The organism is Streptomyces sp. NPDC048604 (assembly GCF_043199435.1).
In the GTDB taxonomy this organism is placed as follows: Bacteria; Actinomycetota; Actinomycetes; order Streptomycetales; family Streptomycetaceae; genus Streptomyces.
The window spans coordinates 54,095-78,369 of record NZ_JBICVX010000002.1 but is presented as its reverse complement, the minus strand read 5'-3'; the positions used below and the strand labels follow the sequence as shown (position 1 = coordinate 78,369).

21 protein-coding genes are annotated in these 24,275 nt (G+C 72.5%); 12 read left to right on the top strand and 9 right to left on the bottom strand.

The features are described from left to right. Position 1 precedes the first annotated feature (1 nt). Both ACGFMM_RS04155 and ACGFMM_RS04150 read left to right on the top strand, forming a co-directional pair. Positions 2 to 1,900: a fumarate reductase/succinate dehydrogenase flavoprotein subunit gene (locus ACGFMM_RS04155; protein WP_393642939.1), complete on the top strand. Its 1,899-nt coding sequence runs from the start codon at positions 2 to 4 to the stop codon at positions 1,898 to 1,900. Then, entirely contained in the window at positions 1,897 to 2,667 is a 771-nt protein-coding gene (locus ACGFMM_RS04150) for a succinate dehydrogenase/fumarate reductase iron-sulfur subunit (protein ID WP_393642937.1), read from the top strand. The genes ACGFMM_RS04155 and ACGFMM_RS04150 overlap by 4 nt, the downstream gene beginning before the upstream one ends. A 32-nt stretch (positions 2,668 to 2,699) precedes the next feature. On the opposite strand, the gene ACGFMM_RS04145 is transcribed toward ACGFMM_RS04150, so the two are convergent. Continuing rightward, positions 2,700 to 3,719: a hypothetical protein gene (locus ACGFMM_RS04145; RefSeq protein ID WP_393642935.1), complete on the bottom strand. Its 1,020-nt coding sequence runs from the start codon at positions 3,717 to 3,719 to the stop codon at positions 2,700 to 2,702. A gap of 114 nt (positions 3,720 to 3,833) precedes the next feature. Here ACGFMM_RS04145 and ACGFMM_RS04140 point away from each other — a divergent pair, with 114 nt between their 5' ends. Continuing rightward, positions 3,834 to 5,921, top strand: coding sequence for a TPM domain-containing protein (locus tag ACGFMM_RS04140; protein WP_393642933.1), 2,088 nt, complete (start codon positions 3,834 to 3,836; stop codon positions 5,919 to 5,921). 39 nt (positions 5,922 to 5,960) lie between these two features. Continuing rightward, complete coding sequence (locus tag ACGFMM_RS04135; RefSeq protein WP_393642931.1) at positions 5,961 to 6,668, top strand: PspA/IM30 family protein; 708 nt, start codon at positions 5,961 to 5,963, stop codon at positions 6,666 to 6,668. 26 nt (positions 6,669 to 6,694) lie between these two features. On the opposite strand, the gene ACGFMM_RS04130 is transcribed toward ACGFMM_RS04135, so the two are convergent. From ACGFMM_RS04130 to ACGFMM_RS04110, 5 genes are all read right to left on the bottom strand, one after another. Continuing rightward, positions 6,695 to 9,256 (bottom strand): SpoIIE family protein phosphatase, encoded by a 2,562-nt coding sequence (locus ACGFMM_RS04130; protein WP_393642929.1) that lies wholly within the window; start codon positions 9,254 to 9,256, stop codon positions 6,695 to 6,697. 146 nt (positions 9,257 to 9,402) lie between these two features. Next, entirely contained in the window at positions 9,403 to 9,813 is a 411-nt protein-coding gene (locus ACGFMM_RS04125) for an ATP-binding protein (protein WP_393642927.1), read from the bottom strand. Between the two features lie 168 nt (positions 9,814 to 9,981). Continuing rightward, positions 9,982 to 10,401, bottom strand: coding sequence for a (deoxy)nucleoside triphosphate pyrophosphohydrolase (locus ACGFMM_RS04120; RefSeq protein ID WP_393642925.1), 420 nt, complete (start codon positions 10,399 to 10,401; stop codon positions 9,982 to 9,984). A gap of 43 nt (positions 10,402 to 10,444) precedes the next feature. Next, entirely contained in the window at positions 10,445 to 10,624 is a 180-nt protein-coding gene (locus ACGFMM_RS04115; protein WP_393642923.1) for an SPOR domain-containing protein, read from the bottom strand. Positions 10,625 to 10,800: 176 nt separating this feature from the next. Further along, on the bottom strand, positions 10,801 to 11,553 hold the full coding sequence (locus tag ACGFMM_RS04110) for a GntR family transcriptional regulator (RefSeq protein WP_393642921.1): 753 nt from the start codon (positions 11,551 to 11,553) through the stop codon (positions 10,801 to 10,803). A gap of 242 nt (positions 11,554 to 11,795) precedes the next feature. Between ACGFMM_RS04110 and ACGFMM_RS04105 the strand changes: the two genes are divergently transcribed. Then, positions 11,796 to 13,133, top strand: a complete 1,338-nt coding sequence (locus tag ACGFMM_RS04105; RefSeq protein WP_393642919.1) for a glycoside hydrolase family 18 protein — start codon at positions 11,796 to 11,798, stop codon at positions 13,131 to 13,133. A 92-nt stretch (positions 13,134 to 13,225) separates the two neighbouring features. Here ACGFMM_RS04105 and ACGFMM_RS04100 read toward each other — a convergent pair whose 3' ends face one another. Further along, positions 13,226 to 14,800 carry a S8 family serine peptidase gene (locus ACGFMM_RS04100; protein WP_393642917.1) on the bottom strand — a complete coding sequence of 525 codons (1,575 nt, stop codon included), beginning with the start codon at positions 14,798 to 14,800 and terminating at the stop codon, positions 13,226 to 13,228. A 177-nt stretch (positions 14,801 to 14,977) separates the two neighbouring features. Here ACGFMM_RS04100 and ACGFMM_RS04095 point away from each other — a divergent pair, with 177 nt between their 5' ends. Next, positions 14,978 to 16,114, top strand: coding sequence for a pyridoxal-phosphate dependent enzyme (locus ACGFMM_RS04095; protein ID WP_393643737.1), 1,137 nt, complete (start codon positions 14,978 to 14,980; stop codon positions 16,112 to 16,114). Here ACGFMM_RS04095 and ACGFMM_RS04090 read toward each other — a convergent pair. Beyond that, positions 16,111 to 16,593: a cupin domain-containing protein gene (locus ACGFMM_RS04090; protein WP_393642916.1), complete on the bottom strand. Its 483-nt coding sequence runs from the start codon at positions 16,591 to 16,593 to the stop codon at positions 16,111 to 16,113. The two genes, ACGFMM_RS04095 and ACGFMM_RS04090, sit on opposite strands and share 4 nt — an antisense overlap. 16 nt (positions 16,594 to 16,609) lie before the next feature. Beyond that, a complete protein-coding gene (locus ACGFMM_RS04085) occupies positions 16,610 to 18,481 on the bottom strand; it encodes a DUF4132 domain-containing protein (RefSeq protein ID WP_393642914.1) in 1,872 nt (623 codons plus the stop codon). Positions 18,482 to 18,807: 326 nt separating this feature from the next. Between ACGFMM_RS04085 and ACGFMM_RS04080 the strand changes: the two genes are divergently transcribed. The 6 genes from ACGFMM_RS04080 to ACGFMM_RS04055 all read left to right on the top strand — a co-directional run bounded on the left by ACGFMM_RS04080 (position 18,808) and on the right by ACGFMM_RS04055 (position 24,153). Beyond that, positions 18,808 to 20,049: an ATP-binding protein gene (locus tag ACGFMM_RS04080; protein ID WP_393642912.1), complete on the top strand. Its 1,242-nt coding sequence runs from the start codon at positions 18,808 to 18,810 to the stop codon at positions 20,047 to 20,049. Then, entirely contained in the window at positions 20,046 to 20,447 is a 402-nt protein-coding gene (locus ACGFMM_RS04075; protein ID WP_393642911.1) for a roadblock/LC7 domain-containing protein, read from the top strand. Before ACGFMM_RS04080 ends, ACGFMM_RS04075 begins: the two co-directional genes overlap by 4 nt. Then, positions 20,444 to 20,824, top strand: coding sequence for a DUF742 domain-containing protein (locus ACGFMM_RS04070; RefSeq protein WP_393642909.1), 381 nt, complete (start codon positions 20,444 to 20,446; stop codon positions 20,822 to 20,824). Before ACGFMM_RS04075 ends, ACGFMM_RS04070 begins: the two co-directional genes overlap by 4 nt. After that, on the top strand, positions 20,799 to 21,401 hold the full coding sequence (locus ACGFMM_RS04065; protein WP_393642907.1) for an ATP/GTP-binding protein: 603 nt from the start codon (positions 20,799 to 20,801) through the stop codon (positions 21,399 to 21,401). Before ACGFMM_RS04070 ends, ACGFMM_RS04065 begins: the two co-directional genes overlap by 26 nt. A 6-nt stretch (positions 21,402 to 21,407) precedes the next feature. Beyond that, positions 21,408 to 22,754, top strand: coding sequence for a cytochrome P450 (locus ACGFMM_RS04060; RefSeq protein ID WP_393642905.1), 1,347 nt, complete (start codon positions 21,408 to 21,410; stop codon positions 22,752 to 22,754). Between the two features lie 235 nt (positions 22,755 to 22,989). Further along, positions 22,990 to 24,153 (top strand): tryptophan dimethylallyltransferase family protein, encoded by a 1,164-nt coding sequence (locus tag ACGFMM_RS04055; protein WP_393642903.1) that lies wholly within the window; start codon positions 22,990 to 22,992, stop codon positions 24,151 to 24,153. The last annotated feature ends 122 nt before the right edge of the window (positions 24,154 to 24,275 follow it).

The window sequence follows — 24,275 nt, the reverse complement described above, 5'->3', positions numbered from 1 at the left end:
CATGGCACAGGTCGACCGACAGCAGTGGGACGTCGTGGTGGTGGGCGCGGGGGGCGCCGGGCTGCGCGCCGCCATAGCGGCGCGCGAGCGGGGCGCCCGTACGGCGGTGATCTGCAAGTCCCTCTTCGGCAAGGCGCACACGGTGATGGCGGAGGGCGGCATCGCGGCCGCCATGGCCAACGCCAACGAGCACGACTCCTGGCAGGTGCACTTCCGCGACACCATGCGCGGCGGCAAGTTCCTCAACCAGTGGCGGATGGCCGAGCTGCACGCGCAGGAGGCGCCGGAGCGGGTCTGGGAGCTGGAGACCTGGGGCGCGCTGTTCGACCGGACGGCGGACGGGCGGATCTCGCAGCGGAACTTCGGCGGACACGAGTACCCGCGGCTCGCGCACGTCGGCGACCGCACGGGCCTCGAACTGATCCGCACGCTCCAGCAGAAGATCGTGCAGCTGCAGCAGAAGGACGCGGCGGAGACCGGCGACCCGGAGTCGGGCCTGAAGGTCTTCCAGGAGTGCACGGTCACCCGCGTGCTGCAGGACGAGAGCGGCCGGGTGACGGGCGTCTTCTGCTACGACCGCGAGACCGGGCGGTTCTTCGTCCTGGAGGCGCCGGCGGTGGTGCTCGCCACGGGCGGGATCGGCAAGTCCTTCAAGGTGACCTCGAACTCCTGGGAGTACACCGGCGACGGGCACGCGCTGGCGCTGCTGGCCGGGGCGCCGCTGCTGAACATGGAGTTCGTGCAGTTCCATCCGACCGGCATGGTCTGGCCGCCGTCGGTGAAGGGGATCCTCGTCACCGAGTCGGTGCGCGGCGACGGCGGGGTGCTGCGGAACTCCGAGGGCGAGCGGTTCATGTTCGGCTACGTCCCGGACGTCTTCAAGGAGAAGTACGCGGAGACGGAGGAGGAGGGCGACCGCTGGTACGAGGACCCGGAGAACAACCGCCGGCCGCCGGAGCTGCTGCCCCGTGACGAGGTGGCGCGGGCGATCAACGCCGAGGTGAAGGCCGGCCGGGGCTCGCCGCACGGCGGGGTGTTCCTCGACGTGTCGACGAGGATGCCGGCGGAGGTCATCCGGCGCCGGCTGCCGTCCATGTACCACCAGTTCAAGGAGCTGGCGGACGTGGACATCACGGCGGAGGCGATGGAGGTCGGCCCGACCTGCCACTACGTGATGGGCGGCATCGCCGTCGACTCGGAGTCGGCCGCGACGGTCGGGGTGCCCGGGCTCTTCGCCGCCGGGGAGGTCGCGGGCGGGATGCACGGCTCGAACCGGCTCGGCGGCAACTCGCTCTCGGACCTGCTGGTGTTCGGCCGGCGGGCCGGACTGCACGCGGCCGCGTACGCGGCGGAGGCCGGCGGGGCGCGGCCCGAGTCGTCGCCGGCCGCGGTCGACGCGGCGGCCGCGGAGGCGCTGGCCCCGTTCGGGGCGGAGGCCACGGCCGAGGGCCCGGTGGAGAACCCGTACGCGCTCCACCAGGAACTGCAGCAGACCATGAACGACCTGGTCGGCATCATCCGGCGCGAGGGCGAGATGGCCGAGGCGCTGGAGCGGCTCGCGGTGCTGCGGGAGCGGGCGCGGCGGACCGGGGTCGAGGGCCACCGGCAGTTCAACCCCGGCTGGCACCTCGCCCTCGACCTGCGGAACATGCTGCTGGTCAGCGAGTGCGTGGCCCGGGCGGCCCTGGAGCGCACGGAGAGCCGGGGCGGACACACCCGGGAGGACTACCCGGCGATGGACCGGACATGGCGGGCGGTGAACCTGCTGTGCCGGCTGAGGCCGGACGGGGCCGGTGTGGACCTGGAGCGGATCGCCACGCCCCCGGTCCGCCCCGACCTGCTGGGGCTCTTCGAGAAGGACGAACTGGCCAAGTACCTCGCGGAGGAGGAGCTGTCGTGACGACCTACGACGCGCACTTCAGGGTCTGGCGGGGCGACGCCGACGGCGGGGGGCTGCGGGACTTCACGGTGGCGGTGCACGACGGCGAGGTCGTCCTCGACATCGTGCACCGGCTGCAGGCCACCCAGGCGCCTGACCTCGCGGTGCGGTGGAACTGCAAGGCGGGCAAGTGCGGTTCGTGCTCGGCGGAGATCAACGGGCGGCCGCGGCTGATGTGCATGACGCGGATGTCGGTCTTCGGCCGGGACGAGACGATCACCCTCACCCCGCTGCGGGCGTTCCCGGTGATGCGGGACCTGGTGACGGACGTGTCCTTCAACTACGCGAAGGCACGCGAGATCCCGGCCTTCGTCCCGCCGCCGGGTCTGGAGCCGGGCGAGTACCGGATGGCGCAGGAGGACGTGGAGCGCTCGCAGGAGTTCCGCAAGTGCATCGAGTGCTTCCTGTGCCAGGACACCTGCCATGTGGTGCGCGACCACGAGGAGAACAAGCCCGCCTTCGCCGGCCCCCGCTTCCTGATGCGCATCGCCGAACTGGACATGCACCCCCTGGACGCGGCCGAGGAGACCGGCCTGGACCGCAAGCGCACCGCCCAGGACGACCACGGCCTCGGCTACTGCAACATCACCAAGTGCTGTACGGAGGTCTGCCCGGAGGGCATCCGCATCACCGACAACGCCCTGATCCCCCTGAAGGAACGCGCCGTCGACCGCAAGTACGACCCGCTGGTCTGGCTGGGCAACAAGATCACCCGCCGGAAGAGCTGACGGCCCGGGGGCCTGCGGGCCCCCGGCCACCGTCAGTGCCAGCCCTTGCGGTACGAGGTCCAGTCCTGCTCCTTCGCGGCGAAGTCGACGTAGAGGGCCACGCCGAAGCGCTTGCGGCCGGGGTCGGCGGCGGTGAGGCCGAGGCGGACGCCCCGGACCGCGGCGGAGACCGTCTCGGCGGACTCGTGGTGGCCGAGGTCGTCCTCGTGGAAGAAGGGGAGCCCCATGAGGAGGTCGGTGTCCTCGGGGGTGACCTCCAGGGCCAGTTCGGTCTGCTGCGCGACATAGCCGCCGTACATGGTCTCCAGCGGCATCCACGTGTCGTACGACATGACGGCGATCTGGTCGACCCGGCGGGCGACCTGGCCGAAGAACTCCTGCGACCACCACTTCTCGCTGCCGGACAGCGCACCCACCACCGTGTGCGCGGCCGGCAGCGGGTCTATCTGGTGGGCGGCCACCGACAGCTGGGCCTTGCGGGCGCGGGTCAGCCCGCGCAGGTCGTCCAGGAGGGAGAGGTAGTCCGCGTCGTCGGAGTGCAGCGGTTCCAGGTCGAAGTGGACGCCCTCGAAGCCCGCGTCCAGGATCTGGCGGGCCGAGGCCACCACGGCGGCCCGGGACTCCGCCTTCTCCAGGCGCAGCCCGTCCGGGCCCTCGGTCGCGAGGACGTCGCCGAGCCACGCCTGCACGCGGATCCCCGGCATCGTGCGGTGCACGGCGTCGAGCAGCCACTTCGCCCGCGGGTACCGGTCCGCGGGCAGGGTGCCGTCGTGCTCCAGCGGGCCCGCGTGCACATACAGGTCGCGTATCCCGGTGCCCTTGATCCGCGCGGCGAAGGCCGCGAGGTCGGCGTCCTTCTTGCGGCCGTCCACCCAGGCGTGGCCCAGCCAGATCGCGTCCTGGCCGCGGGACGTCGTCCCGTCCGCCACGTCCCCCGAGTAGGAGACCCGCAGCGCGGCGTACGCGCCGAGGGGTGGGAGCACGAGCAGAAGGACCAGGGCGAGCGCCACCCAGCGCCCGCGCCGCCACCAGTTCCGTACACGCTGCTGCACCGGACCCCCCGTGTGTCATGCCGTCGAGACGATCACCACCTTAGAGGCCACTACTGACAGTGACCGTCCGGCGTCCGGTCGCGAGGGGGCAACTCCCGGCATAGCCTCCCAAACGTGACACGACGAGCCACCCGGGGCGCCGCCCGTGCTCTCCTCGCGCTGCTCGCGGCGGCGTGGTGGCTGAGTGCGCCCGCCGCCCCCGGGGCCCGGGCCGAGGACCCCGTCGTGCTCGCCCGGGACGGCCAGATCACCGACCACGTCGACGCCCTCGGGCAGCGCCGCGCCTCCGTCGCCGCCGCACTCGACCGGCTCTACGACGACCGGCGGCTGCAGCTCTTCGTCGTCTACGTACGGGACTTCTCCGGCCGCCCCGCCCAGAGCTGGGCCGACGCCACCGCCGACCGCAACGGCCTCGGCCGCGACGACGTGCTGCTCGCGGTCGCCACCCACGACCGCCAGTACGCGTACTCCGTGGACGCCGGCTCCCCGCTCACCGACCCGCAGCTCGACGACGTGGCCCGGACCGCGATCGAGCCCCCGCTGCGGCAGAACGACTGGGCCGGCGCCGCGATCGGCGCGGCGAACGGCTACGACGCCGTGCTCGGCGGACAGCCCGTACCCGTCCCCACCATCAGTCCCGGCCCCGCCGACCCCGGCGGCGGCGGCACGGACACGATCGAGGCGAGCGACTACGTGCTGCCCGTCACGGTCGTCGGCCTGACGGCCGCCGGCGCCGCGTATCTGGTCACCCGCCGCTCCCGGCGCAGACGCGACGCCGGCGCCGGTACCGCCCCGCCCGCGCCGCCGGGCTGGGGCACGCCCAGGGAACCCGCCCCGACCCCGCTGCCCGAGCTGGACGGGCAGGCCCGCCGCGCCCTGGTCGCCGCGGACGACGCCGTCCGCACCAGCCAGGAGGAACTCGGCTTCGCCACCGCCCAGTTCGGCGAGGAGGCGGTCGCCCCCTTCACGGAGGCCGTGCAGTTCGCGCAGGACGAGCTGACGGCCTCGTTCCGGCTGCGCCAGGCGCTCGACGACGCCTACCCGGAGGACGACGCGACCCGCCGCGCCATGCTCGACGAGATCCTGCGCCGCTGCGCCGACGCCGACGCCCGCCTCGACGCCGTCGCCGAGGACTTCGACCGGCTGCGCGACCTGGAACGGGACGCCCCGCGCGCCCTGGACGCCGCCGACGCCGCGTACCGCGCGCAGGTCGCCCGGATCGGCACGGCGGAGGCGTCCCTGGAGGCGATGCGCCGGCGGTACGCCGAGTCCGCCGCCGGACCGGTCGCGAGCGACACCGCTCAGGCCAAGGACCGGCTGGTGTTCGCCACCACCAACCTCGACCGGGCCCGCGAGGCGGTGGCGGCGGACGAGAACGGCGTGGCGGCGGTGCACATCCGGGCCGCCGAGGGCGCGGTCGACCAGGCCGCCCGGCTGATCGAGGCCGTGGACCGGCGGGCCCGGGAGCTCGCGGAGGCGGTGGGCCGGCTGTCGGTGGCGCTCACCGAGACCGAGGCCGATCTCGCGGACGCGCACGGCCTGTTGCAGGACGCCGAGGGCTCCATGAGCGATCTGCGGGGCCGGGTGGCCCGCGCGCAGTCCGTCGTGGCGGACGTGCGGCGGGTCGTCGAGGCGGGCCGGTACGACCCGCTCGACGCGCTGCGGCGGGTGGAGGAGGCCGACGCGGCGCTGGACTCGGCGCTGGCCGGTGTGCGCGAGCGCGAGTCGGGGGCCGGGCGGGCCCGCGTCCTGCTCGACCAGGCGCTGCTGACCGCGCGGTCCGCGGCCGGCGCGGCGGCCGACTACGTGACGACCCACCGCGGCGCGGTCGGCAGCGAGGCCCGCACCCGCCTCGCCGAGGCCCGGCGGCGGCTCGACCGGGCCGGGCAGCTGGCGGAGGGCGGCGATCCGCAGGCCGCGCTGGCGGAGGCCCAGCAGGCGGACGCGCTGGCCCGGCAGGCGCAGGAGCTGGCGGAGCAGGACGTACGCGGTTACGGGTACCCGGGCCCGTCCCGTACGGCGGGCGGCTCCGGACTCGGCGGCGCGGTGCTCGGCGGCATCATCCTGGGCGGCCTGTTCGGAGGCGGCGGGGGCGGCCGCGGCGGTTTCGGCGGGGGCGGTTTCGGCGGGGGCGGGCCCGGTCCCGGCAGTTTCGGCGGTGGGGGCACCCGCGGCCGGCGGGGCGGCGGCGGCCGGTTCTGACGACGTACCTCCCACGCACGAACACAAGGAGCGGCACCCATGACCAAGCAGACGATCCTCGGCCGGGTCACCCAGCTGGCGAAGGCCAACATCCACGCCCTGCTCGACCAGGCCGAGGACCCGCAGAAGATGCTGGACCAGCTGATCCGCGAGTACACCGACAACATCCGCGAGGCGGAGGAGGCCGTGGCGGCGACCATCGGCAATCTGCGGCTGATGGAACAGGACCACCGGGAGGACGTGGCCGCGGCGCAGGAGTGGGGCACGAAGGCGCTGGCCGCCAGCCGCAAGGGCGACGAACTGCGGGCCGCGGGGCAGACGGCGGAGGCGGACCGCTTCGACAACCTGGCGAAGGTCGCGCTCGGCCGCCAGCTCCAGTCGGAGAAGGAGGCGAAGACGGCCGAACCGACGATCGCCGCGCAGACCGAGGTGGTGGAGAAGCTGAAGTCCGGCCTGGACCGGATGAAGGGGAAGCTCACCGAACTGCAGGCCAAGCGCGACGAACTCGTGGCCCGCGCCCGCTCCGCGCAGGCGCAGAACACGATGCTGGACGCGGTGAAGAACATCGACGTCATGGACCCGACCAGCGATCTGGCCCGCTTCGAGGAGAAGGTCCGCCGCGAGGAGGCCCGCGCAGCGGGCAAGCAGGAACTGGCCGCGTCCTCGTTGGACGCCCAGTTCGAGCAGCTGGAGACGATGGGCGACGCGGCCGAGATCGAGGCGCGGCTGGCAGCGCTGAAGGGCTGAAGGAAGCGGGCGCGGAGCCCCCGCCCTCAGAACATGCTCAGCAGCTGCTCCACCGTCGGCTCCGCGTCGTTCTCCCCGTCGGGCAGGGGCAGTTCGAACCAGACCGTCTTGCCCCGGTGCGTCCGGCGGGAGCCCCAGGCGGCGCTCAGCAGGCCGACCAGCTGAAGGCCGCGGCCGCCCTCGTCCGTGTCGCGGGCGCGCCGCCGGCGCGGCTGGACCAGGCCCGAGTCCCAGACCTCGCAGACCAGCGTGCGGTCCCGCAGCAGGCGCAGGCGGATGTCGCCCTCGCCGTACCGGAGCGCGTTGGTGACCAGTTCGCTGACGAGCAGTTCGACCGTGTCCACCAGCGCGTCGAGGTCCCAGGCGGTGAGCTGGGCGCGGGCCAGCTCACGGGCCCGGCCGACCGAGCGGGGCTCGCGGGGCAGGGTCCAGTCGCCGACGGCCTCGACGGGCAGACCCTGGATACGGGCCATCAGCAGCGCGATGTCGTCCTGGCCGTGCCCGGTGTCCAGGGTGCTCAGGACGTGGTCGCAGACGTCCTCCAGGGCCGGCCGGCCGGGCTCGGTCAGGGCCCGCTTGAGGGCGTTCACACCCTCGTCGAGCGGATGGTCGCGGGACTCGACGAGCCCGTCGGTGTAGAGGGCGAGCAGCGCGCCCTCGGGGAGCTCGACCTCGACCTCCTCGAAGGGCTCCCCGCCGACGCCGAGCGGCATCCCCGGCGGCACGTCGAGCAGCATCGCCCGCTCGCCGGGCTCGACGAGCACCGGCGGCAGATGGCCGGCGTTGGCGAAGGTGCAGCGCCGGGTGACCGGGTCGTACACCGCGTACACGCAGGTGGCGAGGTACACCTCGGCGAGCTCGGGACCGCGGGCCTTGTGCGCCCGGCCGCTGGTCTGCGCCCCGGCGGGCGCGCCGAGCCCGCGGGCGATCTCGTCGAGGTGCGAGAGGACCTCGGCGGGCTCCAGGTCGAGCTGGGCCAGCGTGCGGACGGCGGTGCGCAGTTCGCCCATGGCGACGGCGGCGCGCAGGCCGCGGCCCATGACGTCGCCGATGACGAGGGCGGTGCGGTGGCCGGGGAGCTCGATGACGTCGAACCAGTCTCCGCCGACCTCGGTGGCCGAGTTGCCGGGCAGGTAGCGGCAGGCGATGTCGAGGCCGGCCGCCTCGGGATCTCCGGGCGGCAGCAGGCTGCGCTGCAGGATCAGGGCCCGTTCGTGCTCGCGCCGGTACAGGCGGGCGTTGTCGATGCAGACGGCGGCACGGGCGGCGAGCTCGACGGCGAGCGCCCGGTCCCGCTCGCCGAACGGCTCGCTGCCCTTGGCGCGGGAGAACTGGACCAGGCCGACGACGGTGTCGTGGGCGACCATCGGCACGGCGAGCGTGGACTGGACGAGGCTGCCCTCGGCCCCGGGGACGGTGTGCACCCGGCCGGTGCGCAGGGCGCTCGCGCAGGAGGAGTTGAACGGGTAGCGGTGGACGGAGCCGAGCTCGACGGACCCGTCCTCGCAACAGCCCGGTACGGAGCGCAGCTCCACCGGCGCGTCCGAGACGGCGCTGGCGAAGGCGACCCGGCGCAGTTCGGCGCTGCCCGCCCCGTAGCCGACGTCCTGCGGGGAGCCCCAGCGGCCGGGCGGGGCCTCGTCGCCGGTGAGCAGTCCCTGGTACAGGTCGACGGAGGCCAGGTCGCAGAAGCCGGGGACGGCCACGTCGAGCAGCTCGCGGGCGGTGGCCTCCAGGTCGAGCGAGTTCCCGATCCGGGCGCCGGCCTCGTTGAGCAGGGCCAGGTTGCGGCGGGCGCTGGCGGCCTCGCGGGCCGCGTTGTGTCTGCGGGTGACGTCGATGCCGAGGCCGGCGACGCCGACGGGGCGGCCGGAGCCGCTGTGCACCCGGTACAGGTTGATCGACCAGTGGCGGCGGTCGGTGCTGCCGGGCGGGGCGCCGATGATCTGGAGCTCGGTGACGGCCTCGCCGGTCTCCAGGACCCGCTTCAGCGCGGCGGTCATCCGCTCGGCCTCGGGGCGGGCGAGGTAGTCGTGGACGGTGCGGCCCCGGTGGTCGTCGGCGGAGCCGCCGAAGACCCTGGCGAAGCGCTGGTTGGCGCGCTTGACGGTGAGGTCGGTGCCGAACAGAAGGAAACCGAAGGGTGATTGACCGAAAATCGCCTGCGAGGCGGCGAGGTCGGTCTCGATCTGGCGCAGCGCCCGGACGTCCACGACGATGCACAGCGCGGCCCGTTGGCCGCTCTTCGTCTCACTGGGCATCACATACATCTCGGCGATGCCGTGCGGGCGGCCCTGCCCGGGGATCCGGAACGGGACGAGCCCGGTCCACTCCTTGCCGTCGAGTATCTCCGCGACCCTGCGGCGGCCGCGTTCGCGCAGCTCGCGGGGCATGAAGGCCTCGACCGGATCCTTGCCCATGGCCTCGTCGACGGGCACGCCGAACAGCTCGACGGCGCGCCTGCTCCACTGGTCGACGAGCCCGTCGGGCCCGATCGAGAAGGAGGCGACCCTGATGTAGTCGTAGATCGAGCCAGGCGGGCTGCTCTGCCACAAGACGCCGCTCGCCGTCCCAGGTATCTCGCTCACGCGACCGTCCCCTCCAGCTCACCGCACCGGACCGGCCATGCACGCAGTATTCAGCACTACGGCCCCGGACGGCACGACGTTCACGATCACAGGGTGGTCTCGTTCATTTCAAGCCGGGTCCCGTGATCGAAAGTCCCTCCTGTCTTCTAACCAGGGAGAGCCAGCTCGAACCACACGGTCTTGCCCGACCTGCCTTTCCGGGTGCCCCAGCGGCGAGCGGAACAGGCCACGAGCTGCAGTCCGCGGCCGCCTTCGTCGTCGGGTCCGGCGCTGCGTTCCAGCGGAGGATCCGGAAGCGGATCGGAGACCTCCACGAGCAGGCCGGGGTGGCCGTCGCCGTCGGGCTGCTGCCGGACGAGGCGGACGCCGATCGGACCGGAGGCATGCTGCAGCGAGTTCGTGACCAGCTCGGAGACGAGGAGGACGGTCACATCGCGGACGGACGCGTCGATGCTCCAGGAGCGCAGGGTGTCGCGAACCGCATGACGGGCCGCGCGGACGGCGTCCGCCTCCGCCGGGAAGTACCACTCGGCGTGGCGGACCTCGTTGTCGATCACGCGACCACTTCCCCAGACCGAGCGGGAGACCCGTGTCCCTTTTCATACGGTTAATGGGCACATACCCGATATTCGGGGCGGGATATCGCGGGTTCCACGGCCGCGGGCGCACGGTGACACGAACGGCGTACGGGCAGGGCCGCACGCCCCTGCGAACGAGTCCCCGCCCTACGCGCCCGCCACGGGCCACAGCCGTGCGGCGACCGCGGCGACCGCGGGGCGGTCGACGTCGAGCCAGTCCACCGACTCCAGCTCGTCCCGGCCCAGCCAGCGCAGCTCGTCGTGCTCCTGCTGAGGCTCCGGCTCACCCGCGAGCAGCCGCGTCGTCCACACTCGCAGCACGTACCCGGGCTTGAGCGGCCACTCGCCGGGGATCCGCTCCTCCGGCTCGGTCTCCACGCCCAGTTCCTCGCGCAACTCGCGCACCAGCGCCTTCTCGGCGCTCTCCCCCGGTTCGAGCTTGCCGCCCGGAAGTTCCCAGCGGCCGGCCAGCTCGGGCGGGGTGCTGCGGCGCGCGGCCAGCAGACGCCCCCGGTCGTACAGGGCCCCGGCGACCACCACCACGTGGTCAGCGTCATGATCGGTCATGCGCCGGAGCGTAACCCGGAGGTCCGGGAGGGGAAAACGGCGGTCAGAGCGCGGGCTGTCCGATGCGCTCGACCCAGTAGAGCTGCTTGTGGCCCCGGTCGTCGAGGCTGTCGGCGATCTTCTGCGCCTCGTCCTTGGTGGCGTAACGGCCCACGCGATAGCGGTTGCCGTTGTCGTCCTGACGTATGACCAGCCAGGGCAGGACAGCGTTGCCGTCGCTCATAGGAGCCCTCCCTCCGCCGGTCCGCGCGCCGTCGACGATCCCCAGGAAACCGCAATCCGCATATGCCCGAGCTTACGCCTGACCTTTACACAGCGGATCGGAGTTTTTACAAAGAGATACGGATCCGGCCAGATCGCGGCACCGAGTGCCGCGGGGATGCGGAAGGAGAGGGTCCGTCAGCGGACCGGGAGGTGGTACGCGACGCGGTAGCGGTCGGCGGGGACGACCACGTCGGCGGTCTCGACCGCGCGGCCGGAGGCGTAGAAGGTGCGCTCCAGGACCAGGACCACATGACCGGGGACGCCGCCGAGGGTCAGGAGCTCCTCCGCGAGGCCGGGGCGGGCGCCGACCTCCTCCACCACGTTGTCGACGACGACATCGATCGCCGCCATCCGCTCGACGACCCCGCAGCCGCCCAACGGCCCCTCCTCGGGGAGCATCACGGGCGTCCGGCCGGTGACGCACAGGGGCTCCCAGGAGGTGGAGAGCATCATCGCCTCGCCCGCGTCCCGGTACACGTAGCGGGTGCGCATCACGCGCTCGCCGGGCTCGACGCCGAGCCGGGCGGCGACCGCGGCGCTGGCCGGCTCCTGCTCGCTGCCCGACTCCCAGGTGCCGCGCGCGCCCTCCTCGGCCTGCTCCTGACGGAAGGGGCTGGCGCCGCCCGGGGGTCGGTTGCCGGTGCGGAAGATCCGGCGCGGCACCGGTCGTTCCCGCACGTACGTGCCCGAGCCGGAGCGACCCTCGACCAGCCCCTCGGCCATCAGCACCTTGCGGGCCTCCAGGGCGACGGTGTCCGAGACCCCGTACTCCTCGCGGATGCGGGCCTGCGAGGGAAGGCGGGCGTGCGGGGGCAGCGAACCGTTCGCGATCTTCGCTCTCAGATCGCTCGCCACGCGGAGATACGCCGGCTGCTCACCGAACGTCACGGGACACTCCCCTCAGGTTGACGGACAGCTACAGACTGACAACCCTCGGTCGCACCCCGCAAGCATGGGCCAGGGTTTCACTCGAAGTGATGATCTTCCTCTGCGCTGGGGTTTACCCGCGGTACGACGACTGCCCCGAACGGGCCTGCGCCACCCCTTGACCTCATTGGTCCAGACCAATACGTTCCTGTGAGCACAGCCGCGCACCGCCCCCTTCCGGCCTTCGCACAGGAACGAGACTCATGCGTCGCAGAACTCTTTCCCGGCTGACCCTCGGCGCAGCCTCCGCCGTCTCCCTCGCCCTCCTGGCCGGCCTCGCCCCGGCCTCCGCCCAGCCCTCGGGCGGCCACGGTGCCGCCCCCGCCCTCAAGCGCGTCGGCTACTTCACGCAGTGGGGCGTCTACGGGCGGAACTTCCAGGTCAAGGACCTGGACACCAGCGGCACCGCCGCCAAGCTCAGCCACGTCAACTACGCCTTCGGCAACGTGAGCGCGGACGGGAAGTGCTTCACCGGCAACGTCCCCGGCGAGGCCGACGCCTGGGCGGACTACGTACGCCCGCTGGACGCCGCCGGCTCCGTGGACGGGGTCGCCGACACCACCGACCAGCCCCTGGCGGGCAACTTCAACCAGCTCAAGGAACTCAAGGCCAAGCACCCGGGACTGAAAGTCCTGATCTCGCTGGGCGGTTGGAGCTGGTCCACGCACTTCTCCGACGCGGCCCGCACCCCCGCCTCCCGCAAGGCCCTCGTGTCGTCCTGCATCGACCTCTACATCAGGGGGAACCTGCCGGCCGACGGCGTCCGGGGCGGCGCGGGCGCGGCGGCCGGGCTGTTCGACGGCATCGACCTGGACTGGGAGTGGCCCGGCTCGGCCGGTGACACCGACACCGTGTTCCGGCCCGAGGACAAGCAGAACTTCACCGCCCTCGTCCGGGAGTTCCGCACCCAGCTCGACGCGTACGGCAGGTCGTCGAAGAAGCGGAAGCACTACGAGCTGACCGCGTTCGTGCCGACCGCGCCCGCCAAGATCGACGCCGGCTTCGAGGTCCCGAAGATCATGCGCGACCTCGACTTCGTCAATCTGCAGGGCTACGACTTCCACGGCTCCTGGGAGTCCACCACCGCCCAGCAGTCCGCGCTGTTCGCCAAGGGCGACTTCAGCGTCGACCAGACCGTGAACGACTGGCTGCGGCGCGGCGCGCCGGCCCGCAAGCTGGTCGTCGGCATGCCGTTCTACGGCCAGGGCTGGACCGGCGTCTCCGGCGGCGGCGACGGCCTCGGACAGCCCGCCGCCGGCCCCGCCCCGGCGACCTGGGCGGCCGGGTACGAGGACTACGAGGCGCTGAAGAAGCTCGCCGGCTCGGGGACGTACACGGTCCACCGCGACCGGCCGGGCGGGCACGCCTGGCTCTTCGACGGCACCACCCTGTGGACGTACGACGACCCTCAGGTGCTGCGCGCCAAGTCGCTGTACGTACGGGCCAAGGGCCTCGGCGGGGCGATGTTCTGGTCCCTTGACGGGGACACCCCCGACGGCGAACTGATCACCGCCGTGGACCGCGGCCTCGGCCGGCGCTGAGAACCGGTGACGAAGGGGCGGCCGCCCGCCGGCGGCCGCCCCTCTGGCACTCAGTGACTCAGTGGCTCAGCAGGTCACCGACCCACGGTCGCTCAGAACTGCAGCGCCCAGGAGTCGATCTTGCCGACGTCGATGGACGCGTTGTCCGTGACCCGCAGCTTCCACGTGCCGTTCGCGACCTCGGAGGAGGCGTTGACCGTGTACGTGGTGTTGATGTTGTCCGAGCTGCCGCCGGTGCCGAAGCCCTTCAGCGTGTACGCCGAGCCGTCGGGGGCGATCAGCTGGACCTGGAGGTCACCGATGTAGGTGTGGACGATGCTCACCGGGACCTGCAGGGCGGACGGGGCGTTGCCCGTGACGCCGCTGACGGTGACCGGGGACTCGACGGTCGCGTGGTCGTTGATCGCGTAGTCCGCGGTGTTCTCGAACTTCTTGCCGGGCGGGGGCGTCGTGCCGCCGCCGCCCACGAAGAGCAGGCGGTTCGGGGAGCCGCTGCCCGGGGAGCCGACCACGTTCGGGGTGGCGTTGTTCACCAGCGCGGTCTGCACCTGGGCCGGGGTGGAGGTCGGGTTGTCGCCGAGGTAGACGGCGGCGGCGCCGGCCACGTGCGGGGTCGCCATCGAGGTGCCGGAGATGGTGTTGGTGGCCGAGTCGCTGGTGTTCCACGCCGAGGTGATGTTGGAGCCCGGGGCGAAGATGTCCAGGACGGAGCCGTAGTTGGAGAAGCTGGAGCGGGCGTCCGTGTTGGTCGTGGAGCCGACCGTGATCGCCTCGGTCACCCGGGCCGGGGAGTAGCCCGACGCGTTGGCGTTGCTGTTGCCCGCCGCGATGGCGTACGTGACGCCGGACGCGATGGAGTTGCGGACGGCCGCGTCGAGGGTGGCGTCGGCGCCGCCGCCGAGGCTCATGTTGGCAACGGACGGGCCCGAGTGGTTCTGCGTCACCCAGTCGATGCCCGCGACCACGCCGGCGGTGGTGCCGGAGCCGTTGTTGTCGAGCACGCGGACGCCGACGATCCTGGCCTTCTTGGCCACGCCGTAGGCGTTGCCCGCGACGGTGCCGGCGACGTGGGTGCCGTGGCCGTGGCCGTCCTGCGCGACGTTGTCGTTGTCGACGGCGTCGTAACCGTTGAAGGCGCGGCCGCCGAAGTCGCTGTGGGAGATCCGCACACCGGTGTCGATGATGTACGCCGTGACGCCCTGGCCCGCGCTGTCCGGGTAGCTGTAGCTCGAGTTCAGCGGGAGCGCGCGCTGGTCGACGCGGTCCAGGCCCCAGGACGGCGGGTTCGGCTGGGTGCCGGCGACCTTGAAGACGCGGTTCTGCGCGACGGACTTCACCGCAGGGTCGGCGGCGAGCTTCTTCGCCTGCGCCTCGGACAGCTCGACGCTGTAGCCGTTGAGCGCCGCGGTGTACGTCTTCTTGATCTTCGCGCCGTACTCGGCGGCCACCGCGCGGCCCTTCGCCGTCTCGGCCTGCGCCGACTCGTCGAGGGTGACGATGTAGCTGCCGGCGATCGCACCGGCGACGCCGGCGTTCTCGATGACGCCTTCCGGGGCGGCCGCGGCCGCGGAGGCCGGGAGGGCGGAGGCGGTGCCGAGCGCGAGGGCGGCGACGGCTATGGCGCTGGCGGCGGCGAGTCTGCGCCGCGAGTGACGCATCACTGACATGTGAGGGATCCTCCTCATTGGTGGTGCGCTTCTGTGGGGGTACGGCAGGGACATGACAAACGCACAACGGGTGTCCGCGGCGTTTCCCTTGCCCTACTGCCAGCGAAAGATTGGCGGATCCATAGGAATCGCACAAGGGCCCCGAGCGCCATGCAACAAGGCCGCCATATGCCTGTCATGCTGGCCGTCATGACGGCCTATGTGTGCCCCCGGTGCGGCTCCCGAGCCGCCGCGGACACGCTCACCTGGTGTTGTCCGCAGTGCCGTGGCCCGTGGGACCTGGCCTTCACCGCCGCGCCCGTGCCACTCCCGTCACTTGCGTCCCGTGTGAATTCCTTGTGGCGATACGCCGAGGCGCTGCCGTTGGCGACTTCTCTCCCCCGGGTGACCCTCGGCGAGGGCCGGACGCCCGTCGTCCCCCTCAGCGAGACCGTCTCGGCCAAACTCGACTTCCTCACCCCGACGCTGTCCTTCAAGGACCGCGGCGCGGTCATGCTCGCCGAGCTGGCCCGCCGCCTGCGGCCGCGTCTCGTCGTCGCGGACAGCAGCGGCAACGCGGGCACGGCGGTCGCCGCGTACACGGCGCGGGCGGGGCTGCCCTGCGCGGTGTACGTCCCCGAGGGCACCTCGGCGAAGAAGCTGGAGCAGATCCGGGCGCACGGCGCACGGCTCGCCGTCGTCCCCGGCGGCCGGGACGCGGCCGCGCGGGCCGCGCAGGAGGCGGCCGGCGAGCCCGGCGCCTTCTACGCCTCGCACGTCTTCAACCCGCACTTCCTGCACGGCACGAAGACCTACGTCTACGAGCTCTGGGAGGACGGCGGCGGCACCCTGCCCGACACCCTCGTCGTCCCGGTCGGCAACGGCACCCTGCTCCTCGGCACCGCCCTCGCCCTCGACGAACTGCACGGCCACGGGCTGATCAGCAAGCGGCCCGCCCTCCTCGCCGTCCAGGCGGAGGCCGTCTCGCCGCTGGCGGCGGCGTACCGCGCGGGCGCGACGGACCTCACCGGGCCCGCGCGCCCCGCGGCGCCCACCCTCGCCGAGGGCATCGCCATCCCGCACCCGCCGCGCGCCGCCCAGATCCTGCGGGCGGTCCGCGACAACGGCGGCACCTTCCTGACCGTGACGGACGCTCAGATCCGGGACGCCCAGGCGGACCTGGCCCGGCGCGGACTGTACGTCGAGACGACCGCAGCGGCCTGCTGGGCGGCCGTGCGCGCCGAGCCGCCGCGCCCCGGGAGCACCGTGCTGCCCCTGTGCGGAGCCGGCGCCAAGACGGGACTCGCGGCGCCCCCGGCGGACGGGGAGGGCTAGTCCGTCCAGTACGTGTCGTGCTTCAGGAAGAACGCGGCGCGCTCCTCCTCCGTCATCCGCGCGACCGTGCCGACCTTCTCGAAGTACTCCTCGCGGGGCGCGCCCGGGGCGAACAGCAGCAGCATCGAGGAAGGTTCGTCGGAGTCGTTGCGGAAGGCGTGCAGCCCGCCGGTCGGCACGTACACGCAGTCGCCGCGCCGGGCGTCGACCCAGTTCTTCCCGTCGAAGATCCGGACCGTGCCGTCGAGGACGTAGAAGGTCTCGGAGATCGTCCGGTGGAAGTGGGTGGACGGCCCGCCGGCCTTGGGCGTCATGTCGACCTGGTACAGCCCGAACTCGCCGCCCGTGGAGGCGGTGGTGGCCAGATAGCGGGTCTGTGTGCCGTTGGGCGAGATCAGCTCGGGCGGGGCGCCGGCCGGGCGGTAGGACGCGGTGATCTCGCCGGTCTCGCCGTGGTACCGGGGCTCGGGGTACGACATGGTGACTCCGTTCGTCTCAACTGCTGTGCCGCTTGATCTGGTTCAGGATCGAATCGTCCGTGATGCTCGCGTCGTCCGCGAGCAGGAACGCCTTGCTGAGGATCAGCGAGAGCCGGTCGTCCTCGAACGGCAGGAACACCGTGCCGTCCGACTTCCGCGGCGCCGGGACCACGCACAGGTACGCGTCGTCCGGCGTCATCCTGATGTTCGCCGAGCCCAGGTGGATCTTGTAGGTGCTCAGCTCTCCGCGGACGACCAGGCACCGCTCCTCCAGGGCGCAGCGGTCGGCGATCTTCAGCCGGGGCAGGATCCGTGCGAGCGCGTCGCGGCGCGTCGTCGCGGTCCCGTTCAGCTCGCCGAAGCCCGCCTGCTCCCAGTACGGCCGCCGTCCTCCCTCCTGCCAGTCCGGGTCGGCGGCGATCGAGGTCACGCCGACGAACAGGTCCACGTCGCGCATCGCCTCGCTGAGCACCAGCGGCGGCACCTCGGTGAGCGGGGCCGGGCGCATGCCGCCGGAGGTGCGGCGCCGGAAGCGCACCTGGTCGGTGGAGGCGATGACGTCCTCCTCCGACCAGTCCGCCAGGACGTGATGGAAGCCGACCTCCCACTCCCCCGCCGCCAGCGTGCGCGAGGCCGCGTCGTCGTACCCCGAGTCCCAGGGCCCGAGCAGCCTGCTGGTCCACGAACGGGCCCGGAACAGCGCGAACATGCGGCGGTAGTGGACGAGATGGCCGGCGAAGCGGTCGGAGTGGTCGCGGGTCTCCTCCTCGGCCGGGGTGAGCCGGTAGATCTCCCGGAACGCCTGCTTGAACGGCTGGCGCAGCTGCCGCTCGGTGAGCAGGTCGCGCCAGGACTCCACGGTCCGCGGGTCGGAGCGCAGCGGGTGCCAGAGCCGTACGGCCGCGTCCTCGGGCGCGTCGGGCAGCGCATCGAACTCCGGCAGCACGGCCTGCCACCGCCCCGGCGCCGTCTCGATCTCCCAGACGAGCCGGCGCACCACGGCCCGCGCGACCGGGTGTTCGGCCAGCTCGGCGCGCCAGCGCCGGTACGGGGGGATCATGTCGGCGGTCCAGCCGGCCTCCAGCGCCCGGGCGAGGGTGCGGTGCTGGATGTCGACCCGCTTGACCAGGTCGCGCAGCTCCTTGACCGCGGCGGGGTGGTCGCGGCGGGCGGGCGCGGGCACGGACCGCAGCGCCTGGCCGTCCTTGGACCAGGTCAGCGTCGCGCCGCCGGCGCCGGCGGTGACGACGGCCTCGTACGGCCCGAGTTCGCGGCGCAGCACGCCGTCCGGGCCGAAGCCGAGCGTGGGCTGCCGCAGCGCCACCTCGACGCGCTCGACCAGGTTCGCCTCGACCTTCTTGAGGTTCTTTTCGAGCTGCTTGGGCACCCCGGCGTGCCGGGTGGCCGCGCGGGCGGCGCGGACGGCGGTGACCAGCTCGGGGGTGGGGAAGTCCCGCCCGGCCCGGACGAGTTCGAAGAGCAGCGCCTGGGACGGCAGCGTCCTCGCGGCGGTCGGGGCGACCGCGACGCCGGGCAGCAGCCCGTCGAGCAGCGCGGGCAGCCAGGGCTCGTCGCGGAACAGCGCGGTGCGGGCCGCGCGCCCGAGGGCGGCGACCTCGTCCGCGGTGAACGCCTTCTCCGCCGCGTACGGGAGCTCGCCCCGCCCGATCGCCCCGACGCGCTCCGCCGCCGCCTCCAACGCACGGCGGGCGTAGGTCGCGTACGCCGGTATGCCGGATATCCGCCGCCACCGCTCGGCGTAGCCGTCCGGCGGGCTGTAGGTGTCGGACGGGTGCATCGCGGCGAACAGCGCCTGCTCGTCCTCGGGGAGCCCCGCCAGGACCGCCGCCTCTTCGGATGCGACTGCGAAGTCGTTCACGTCTGACATGGGGCCGGATGCTGCCACACGACACTGACAGTCACCGCGCTTCCGCGGCTTCGCCGCAGGTCAGCGAAGAACCACAGTCGAAGACCGACTCTTTTACGCCTCCCGTCTATTGACTGACCGTCACGTAATCGCACAGTGATACGATCTGCGCGCAAGCGGGGCGGGCGGATGAGCGCAGGACAGCACCTCCACAACATGGGCGGTCCGAGCGGCGTCCCGATGCGTTGGGGTATCCCCCAGCTCAAAGAGCTTCGGGAAGGATCCGCCGGTTCACCCGCATCGAGGGGAATGCAGCTACTGGCCGTCGGTCGCCTGAAGAGAGTCTTATGACGGAATACATACAGAACCCTGTGCTCTGGGTTTTGTTGGTCCTCGTTCTTGCCGCTGTCGCCGTCATCGTCCGCCTGCGCGGCACGGGCCGGGCCCTGCGGCAGGAGATCGACGGACTCAGGACCCACTACTCCGACCTGGAGAACCGCTACACGCAGTCCGTTGCGGCTGCGCAGGAACAGGCCGAGGAAGGCACCAAGACCGTCCTCAAGTCCGCCATGCGGACGCTGCAGGGCCTCGCCGCCGAGCAGCAGCTGATCGTCTCGCGGCTGCAGAACAAGTACGGCGAGTCCGCCATGCTCCAGGACCTCCTGGAGATCGACCACACCAACTCGCAGTTCGGCCGGCGCGCGCAGTCCATCGCCGTCCTCTGCGACGGCTGGCTGGGCCGGCACCGCGACGTCGCCTCCGTGTACGACGTGGTCCGCAGCGCCCAGGGCCGGGTCCGGCACTTCCGCCGGGTGGAGATCCTCTCCCGGGTCGACTTCGGCATCACCAGCCGCGCCGTCGAGCCGGTGGCCCTGGCGCTCGCCGAGCTGCTCGACAACGCGACCAGCTACTCCAGCCCGGACACCGTCGTCGAGATCAACACCCGGACCGTGCCCAAGGGCGTCTGCATCGTCGTCGACGACGCCGGCGTCGGCATGAACGACGAGGAGCGGGCCCGCGCCGAGCGGCTGTTGACCAGCAACCGCGTCAACGGCGTCTCCGGACTCGGCAACCCGCCGCAGTTCGGCTTCGCCGTCATCGGCGTGCTGTGCGAGCGCTTCGGCTTCGAGGTGTCCGTGGACTCCTCGTCCCCGTACGGCGGCGTGCGCGCCGTCGTCCTGCTCCCGCACGACCTGCTCACCGGCATGCCGGACCACCGGCCCGCGGCCCCGCCCATGCCGACCGCCATGCCTCAGGCCGCCATGCCGCAGCCCGGCATGACGCAGGCTCCCATGCCGCAGGCCGGCATGGCCCAGGCCGGTCTGCCGCAGGCCGTCGGCCCCGACTCCGGACCGACCCTCGACGCCACCTCCGACGGCCTGCCCCGTCGCCGCCGCAAGCGGCCGATGGCCATCGTGCCGAACAGCGCCCCCGGCGCGCGGACCTCCGGCCGCAGCGGCGCGGAGGCGGCGGCGATCATGGGCGCCTTCCAGCGGGGCACCCAGTCAGGCCGGTCCACCCACCCGGAGGTAGTGGACCCGACCAGCAGCACCCGTGGTGCTAGCAGTGAAGGACATGAGGTCTCGTGAACGACGATCTGTCATGGATGCTCGACAGCGCCCTGGAGATTCCCGGGGCACTGCACGCGGTCCTGATATCCGCCGACGGGCTGCTGATGGCCCGGACGAAGGACTTCGACAAGGACAACGCGGACCGCGTCGCCGCCGCGATGAGCGGAGTGCAGTCGCTCAGCCGCTCGCTCGGGTTCTTCTGTGAGGACCCGCGGGCCGGCTGGCGCCAGACGCTCGTCGAGTTCGACGGCGGCTGGGTCTTCCTGATCTCCGCCGGCGAGGGCGCCTACCTCGGCGTCTCGGCCGGTCCCGACGTCGACATGGCGGACATCACCTTCCGCATGCAGCAGCTCGTCGGCCAGCTCGGCAAGGTGCTCATGACCCCGCCCCGCGAAAACCTCGGCGCGCGCTCATGACCGGGGCCGAGATGTGGGAGCCGGAGGCCGCCGAACTGGTGCGGCCGTACGTCATCACCAAGGGCCGCGGCCTGCCGGACGACGCGCAGCTCTCGCTGATCACCCTGGTGACGGCGGCGCCGGAGGAGGGCCTGCAGCGGCCGACCCGACTGTCCCCCGAGGAGCAGCGGCTGCTCGACATCTGCTCGGCCGGCTACCTGTCGGTGGCCGAGATCGCCGGGCACACGCGGCTGCCGCTGGGCGTGGTGAAGATCCTGCTCGCCTCGCTGACCGAGGGCGGCTATCTCCTCACCCGCGCCCCGGTGGCCCGGGCGCCGCTCGCCGACCGGGAGATCCTGGAGGAGGTGCTCAATGGTCTCCGCCGCAAGTTTGGGTGAGCAGGACTACGTCCAGGACGGCGCGACGCAGATCCCGGTGAAGATCCTCGTCGTCGGGCACTTCGCCGTCGGCAAGACCACCTTCATCGGCGCCATCTCCGAGATCGAGCCGCTGTCCACCGAGGAGCGGATGACCCGCGCCGCGGAGCAGGTCGACGACCTCAAGGGCGTCCGGAGCAAGACCACCACCACGGTGGCCATGGACTTCGGCCGGCTGACGATCAGCGAGCGCGTCGTGCTGTACCTCTTCGGAACGCCCGGCCAGCAGCGGTTCGTCCAGGTGTGGGAGGACCTCGCGCGCGGCGCGCTCGGCGCACTGGTCCTCGTCGACCCCGAGCGGCTGGCCGACTCCTTCGAGGTCATCGACCTGATCGAGCACTACGGACTCGACTACGCCATCGCCGTCAACCACTTCGACGGTTCCCCGCTGCGGGACGAGACGGCGCTCCGTGAGGCACTGGACCTTCTCGACGACACCCCCGTCGTCACCTGCGACGCGCGCGACGAGGCGTCGTCCGCCGCAGCTCTCACCACTCTCGTCCGCTTTTTGCTGGACCGTGCCCAACAGGAGCAGTAAGCCGATATGGACGCATCGACCCCCACTCCGGTGCCCCCGCCCGGATGTCCCGCCCACGCCCTGGGCGGCCGCGTTCCGCTGTACGGGCCGGAGTTCGCGGCCGACCCGCAGGCGTACTACGCGTACCTGCGCCACTACGGCCCGACCGCGCCCGTGGAGCTCGCCCCCGGCGTCGAGGCCACCCTCGTCACCGACTACCCGACGGCTCTCCAGCTGCTCCAGGACAACGGCTCCTTCCGCAAGGACGCGCGCCGCTGGCGGGCGTTCCAGGAGGGCCTGATCCCGCCGGACAGCCCGGTCGCCCCGCTGCTGTCGTACCGCCCCAACGCCATGTTCAGCGACGGCGCCGAGCACGCCCGGCTGCGCATGGCCATCACCGACAGCATGGCCCGCATCGACACGAACCGGCTGAGCCGGCGCACCGAGCAGATCTCGGACTACCTGATCGCCCAGTTCGGCTCCCGCGGCTCGGCGGACCTGCTCGGCGACTACGCCAAGATGCTCCCGCTGTTCGTGTTCAACCAGCTCTTCGGGTGCCCGGCGGACATCGGGGACCGGGTCTTCTTCGGCATCAACGGCATGTTCGAGGGTGTGAACGCCGAGAAGGCCGCCGAGGTCCTGTACGGGGCCGTCGGCGAACTCGTCGCCCTGAAGCGGAACGCGCCCGGCGACGACGTCACCTCGTGGCTGATGCAGCACCAGGTCAAGCTGACCGACGCGGAGATGGTCCACCAGCTGGCGCTGCTGCTCGCCGCGGGCGCGGAGCCGATGCGCAACCTCATCGGCAACACCCTGCACCGGCTGCTCACCCACGACGACTACGCGTACCGGGGCGGGCTGATCGACGAGGCCCTGGACGACACGCTGTGGGAGAACCCCCCGATCGCCAACCTCGCGCCCCACTACCCGGCCTCCGACATGGAGTTCGCCGGTCAGTGGCTGCGCGCCGGCGACCTCGTCCTGGTCAGCTTCGCCGCCGCCAACTCGGACCCGGCGCTGGCCTCCTCCCGGCAGACCGGCAGCAACCGCGCCCACCTGGCGTGGAGCGCCGGACCGCACGGCTGCCCGTCGAAGGACCCGGCCCGGCAGATCACGGTCACCGCCGTCGAGAATCTGCTCAACCGGCTGCCCGACGTCGAACTCGCCGTGCCCGACGACAGTCTGACGTGGCGTCCGGGCGCGTTCAGCCGCGGTCTGACCGTGCTTCCGGCCCGCTTCACCCCGATCACGGTGTCGCCCGCGCGCACCATGGTGCGGGACGCGGCGCCGGCCCGCGCCGAGCAGGCCGCGGCCGAGCCGTCGCCCGAACGGACCGGTATGTGGAGCTCGTTCCTCAGCTGGCTCAAGAAGTGATCCACCCAACACCTGCAACATGTCCACCCCGGCATGGACGTCGGACCTGACGGGTAGTGAGGCACGCGGTATGAGTCATTCCGCGTAACTCATGAGACTGAGGAGGTGTCGTGTCGGATCACATACCGATAGCCGGCGCTCACCCGCAGCACCCCGTCGCCCCAGCGACCCCCACGGATACCCGCCCCACCGGCGGGTATCCGTGCGTCTGCCCCGGCCGGACCGAGGAGGGCCGGTGACCGCGTCCCGGCGCCCCCGTCCCTCGGGACCGGGCAGACAAGGCCCCGCGGCACCGCGCAGACAGACCCTCGGCGCACATGTCACGGGCCAGCTGCTCCGGCTCTGCGAGACCGCGGGGCTGGACGAGGCCGAGGGCGCGGACCACGCCCGGACCCTGATCGCGGCGCTCGGCCCGGTGGCCGACCGGCCGCTGGACCTGCCGGCGCCCGACCGGTCGTTCCTCTCCGACGACCACACGCCGGTCGAGTTCTCGCTCTCCTTCGAGGGCAGCGCGCCGCCCACCCTGCGGGTCCTGCTCGAACCCGGCTGCGGCGCCGACGACCTGGCGCAGAACGGCCGCATCGGCCTGCAGGTCGTCCGCGCGATGGGCCGGAATTGGGGCTTCGACACCGAACGGCTCGACGAACTGGCGGACCTGTTCCTGCCGGACGACCCCCAGGGCGCGTTCGCGCTGTGGTGCGCGCTGGAACTGCGCGCCGGCGGGACGCCCAAGGTCAAGGTCTACCTGAACCCCGCGGCCAACGGGGCGGAACGGTCCGCCGCGACCGTACGGGAGGCCCTGCACCGGCTCGGCCACCGGCGCGCGTTCGACGCGCTGCCGCCGGGCGACCGGCACCTGTTCTTCGCCCTGGACCTGGGCGCCTGGGAGACCCCCCGGGTGAAGGTCTACCTGGCCCACCACGGGCTGACGGCCGGGGAGGCGGCGGGGCTCTCCCGGGCGCCCGGCGAGCTGGACCCCGCACTCGTACGGGACTTCTTCCGCACCACGACCGGCCGGGTCACCGGCGGCGCGGGCGACGATGCGCGCGAGCTGCGCCCGTTCCAGTCCTGCCACGCCTTCACCGAGACGGCGAGCGGCCGTCCGAGCGGCTTCACGCTCTACGTCCCGGTCCGGGAGCACGCCGCGCACGACCGGGAGGCGCTCGACCGGGCGCTGACCGTCCTCGACGGACTCGGCACCGACCCCACCCCTCTCCTGAGGTCGCTGCCTGCCGTCACCTCGCGCCGGCTCGAGGACGGGGTCGGGCTCATCGCCTACCTCGGCCTCGCGCACCAGACGGGCAGGCCGCCGCGGGTGACCGCGTACCTGTCCTCGGAGGCGTACGAGGTCAGGCCGCCGCGCGCGACGGCGCTCCGGCAGGCCGTGCCGGTGCCCTGAGGCCCCGGCCGTGCCGGTGCTCGAGGCACAGACCGTGCCGGTGCTCCGACGGCCCCGGCCCCAGGTTGCGGCGAAGCTCCCGAGCCCACCGGCGGGAGCTTCACGCGAAGCCCGGACCCGGG